This window comes from uncultured Methylobacterium sp. (assembly GCF_964244095.1).
Taxonomy (GTDB): Bacteria; Pseudomonadota; Alphaproteobacteria; order Rhizobiales; family Beijerinckiaceae; genus Methylobacterium.
In genome coordinates this window covers 1-3,463 of record NZ_CAXTHR010000239.1, presented here as the reverse complement: position 1 = coordinate 3,463, position 3,463 = coordinate 1, and the positions used below count along the sequence as shown (strand labels likewise).

Here is a 3,463-nt window from a genome sequence, read left to right as displayed (position 1 = left end):
ATGTATGCCGAGGGCGACGGCGTGCCCCACGACGACCTCAAGGCGTTCGAGTTCTTCTCGCGCATCGCCGATTCCGGCACCGACGACGGCCCGGACGCGCAGAACTCGGCGGTGACGGCCAGCGCCTTCACCGCGCTCGGCAGCTATTTCCTCGACGGGATCAAGGGCACCTACGTGCAGCCCAACCCGGAGCGGGCCTACGACATGTTCAACTACGCGGCCTCGTATTTCGGCGACCCGAACGCGCAGTACAACCTCGCCCGGCTCTACCTCGACGGCACCGGCGTCGAGGCCGATGCGCGGCAGGCGGCGCGCTGGTTCAACCTTGCCGCGGAGAAGGGCCACCACCCGGCCCAGGCGCTGCTCGGCGACCTGCTGGTGACCGGCATGGGCGGCGTGCCGGTGCAGCGCGCGCGCGGCCTGATGTGGCTCTCGCTCGCCCGCGCGGGCGTCGAGGAGCGCAAGGATTCCTGGATCGTCGCGCTCTACGAGAAGAACTGGGCGGCGGCGAGCGAGGAGGACCGCGCCGAGGCGCAGGCGCAGGTGCAGACGGTGGGCTCGATCCGGCGCCGACGCTGATCGGCCTATTCGGGGCGGGACGGCCCGTCGACGTGGCGCGACCAGAGCGCGACGCCCCAGCCCATCGCGACCGCGAAGATCGGCACGAGGATGAACGCAACGATCTGAAGGTCGGTCATGGCTCCAATCCTTTGAGGATGTAGCGAGCGGCCGCATGAAGCGCGAGGCTTCCGGCCAAGAAGATCAGTGCGCCGACGGTGACCGTCAACGCAGACAGGTTTCCGGCGGGACCCGAGATGCCGAACACGGCCGCTGCGATCGGCGCGTCCACACCCGCCGTGAAGAAGCCGCCCGCCATCGTGTTGAGGTAGGCCGCGGTCAGCTTGATCCGCTCGGTCTTGACGGCGCCTATTGCGCACCTCGGTATCGTATCACCTCCCTCTCGCTCAGAGGGGAATGGAAGGCGCAAACCAGGATTTCCCTTGGTGATGCGGTCTATCAGCCCTTGCGCGCCCCGTGCGCCGCGACGAAGGACGGCCGCGCGAAGATCGTCTCGACGTAGGCGGCGAGCTTCGGCCAGCGCCCGGCATCGACCTTCGCCCCGGCGAGGTGAAAGTTGTGGAAGCCGGTGGCGACCGCGATGTCGGCGATCGAGAAGGCGTCGCCGACCAGGAACGCGCCCGACACCTGGCCCTCCAGGTAATCGAACAGCGGCGGGAGATCGGTGTCGAGCGCCTTGGCGACGGCGGCCTCGTCGCCGGGCTTGCCCATCATGTTCGGCTTCAGCACGCGCTCCAAGAACGGCACGAGGAGCTTGCCGACCAGCTCGGTGTCGCCGAACTTGTCGAACCATACAGCGCGGCCGAGCGCCTGCGGATCGGTGGGGACCAGGGCCGGCGACGGGTGCTTGCGCTCGAGGTACCACAGGATCGCCGAGGAATCGGCGAGCCTGAAGCCGCCGTCGTCGATCGCCGGGATCTTGCCCAGGGGGCTCGCCGCCCGGAAGCCCGCGTCCGGGGCGTGGAACATGCAGGGCACGTGCTCGCAGGGCACGCCCTTCTCGGCCAGCGCGAGGAGGATCTTGCGGACGAAGGGCGAGTAGCCGGTGCCGTAGACGATCATTTCCTGTGCTCCGTGTCGGATGCGGACGGCGCGGCTCGTAGCACGGTTCGCTGCAACCTGCGCCTCAGGCCGCGGTCAGCTCCACCGTCACCGGAACGTGGTCGGACGGCTTCTCCAGCCCGCGCAGGTGCTTCTGCACCGAGGCCGAGACCAGCCGGTCGGCGGCCTGCGGCGACAGCAGCAGGTGGTCGATGCGGATGCCGAAGTTCCGCGGCCAGCAGCCGGCTTGGTAGTCCCAGAAGCTGTACAGGCCGGGGCGCGGGTCGCAGGCGCGAACCGCGTCGGTCAGCCCCTCGGCGAGCAGTGCCCGGAAGGCCGCGCGCGACGGCGCGCGGAACAGCGCGTCGTCGGCCCAGGCCGCCGGCTCGGCCGCGTCCTCGGGCTCGGGGATGACGTTGTAGTCGCCCGCCAGCACCAGGGCGGTCTCCTCGCGCATCCGGGCGCGGGCGTGTAGGCGCAGGCGCTCCAGGAAGGCGAGCTTGTAGGGATATTTCGGGCTCGCGACGGGATTGCCGTTCGGCAGGTAGAGCGAGGCGACCCGCACCGGCGCGAGGCCGTCGCCCGTCACCAGCGCCTCGACGTAGCGCGCCTGCTCGTCGGCGCCGTCCCCGGGGAGCGAGCGCAGCACCGTCGCCGGGTCGTGGGCGAGCGGCGCGCGGACGAGGAGCGCGACGCCGTTATAGGCCTTCTGGCCGACCGACTCGACCGCGTAGCCGGCCGCCTCGATCTCGGCCCGCGGGAACGCCTCGTCCTGGCACTTCAGCTCCTGGAGGCAGACCACGTCGGGCCTGGCCTCGTCGAGGAAGGCGAGCAGGTGCCCGACCCGCTGCTTGATCGAGTTGACGTTCCAGGTGGTGATCCGCATCGCTGTCGTCCTGAGGGCGGGCGGCGCCCGTCATCGGGCCTTCGTACCGGCCTGACAAGCGGTGGGCCGGGCTTTGCGCGGGCCCGCCGGCGGACCGGTTCGCGCCGCGCGCCGCCCGCGAAACCGTGCCCGGCGGCGCAGCGCCCCGTACGGACCGATACCGCGTACCCGTTTTCCTGCTCTCCGGTTTTCCTGATCTACCGTTTTCTTGCACCCCCTCCGGAATCGATGCAGAAGGACGCCGCCATAGCCACAGGGCGCGCGCCGGCGCGGGTCCGCCGCCGGGCTGCCGACGGCGCAGGGCAAGGGACACGAAGACCACCATGTCTCAGAGCTTCCGCCTCGGCGTCGCCGGCCTCGGCACCGTCGGCGCCGCCGTCGTCCGGATGATCGAACGCCGCGCCGCGCCGCTCGCTGCCGCCACCGGCCGCGACATCCGCGTCACCGCGGTGTCGTCGCGCGACCGCGCCCGCGAGCGCGGGTTCGACCTGTCGGGCCTGCGCTGGTTCGACGATCCGGTCGCACTGGCGCGCTCGGGCGAGGTCGATTGCGTCGTCGAGCTGATCGGCGGATCGGAGGGGCCGGCCAGGGCCACGGTCGAGGCGGCGCTCGCCGCCGGCAAGCACGTCGTCACGGCGAACAAGGCGCTGCTCGCCCGTCACGGCGCGGCGCTCGCGCAGGCGGCGGAGCGGGCCGGCGTCGCGCTCGCCTGCGAGGCGTCGGTCGCGGGCGGCATCCCGGTGATCAAGGCCCTGCGCGAGGGCCTGTCCGGCAACGCCGTTTCGCGCGTCTACGGAATCCTCAACGGCACCTGCAACTACATCCTCACGCGCATGGAGCGCGAGGGCCTGACCTTCGATGCCTGCCTCAAGGACGCGCAGGCGCTGGGCTACGCCGAAGCGGACCCGACCTTCGACGTCGAGGGCTTCGACACCGCCCACAAGCTCGCGATCCTGA

General features: G+C 71.1%; 5 protein-coding genes. 2 read left to right on the top strand and 3 right to left on the bottom strand.

The annotated features are described in order from the left end of the window. Positions 1-579 (top strand): tetratricopeptide repeat protein (locus tag ACFE86_RS21790; protein ID WP_375457405.1); only part of this gene is annotated, 579 nt, incomplete at its 5' end. 115 nt (positions 580-694) lie between these two features. Here the strand turns inward: ACFE86_RS21790 and ACFE86_RS21785 are convergent. The 3 genes from ACFE86_RS21785 to xth all read right to left on the bottom strand — a co-directional run bounded on the left by ACFE86_RS21785 (position 695) and on the right by xth (position 2,506). Further along, a complete protein-coding gene (locus tag ACFE86_RS21785) occupies positions 695-988 on the bottom strand; it encodes a hypothetical protein (RefSeq protein ID WP_375457404.1) in 294 nt (97 codons plus the stop codon). Positions 989-1,017: 29 nt separating this feature from the next. Then, the gene (locus ACFE86_RS21780; RefSeq protein WP_375457403.1) at positions 1,018-1,641 is read right to left on the bottom strand and encodes a glutathione S-transferase family protein; all 624 of its coding nucleotides are present in this window, start codon (positions 1,639-1,641) and stop codon (positions 1,018-1,020) included. A gap of 64 nt (positions 1,642-1,705) precedes the next feature. After that, positions 1,706-2,506 carry an exodeoxyribonuclease III gene (xth, locus tag ACFE86_RS21775; RefSeq protein ID WP_375457402.1) on the bottom strand — a complete coding sequence of 267 codons (801 nt, stop codon included), beginning with the start codon at positions 2,504-2,506 and terminating at the stop codon, positions 1,706-1,708. A gap of 323 nt (positions 2,507-2,829) precedes the next feature. Here xth and ACFE86_RS21770 point away from each other — a divergent pair. Further along, positions 2,830-3,463 (top strand): homoserine dehydrogenase (locus ACFE86_RS21770; protein WP_375457401.1); only part of this gene is annotated, 634 nt, incomplete at its 3' end.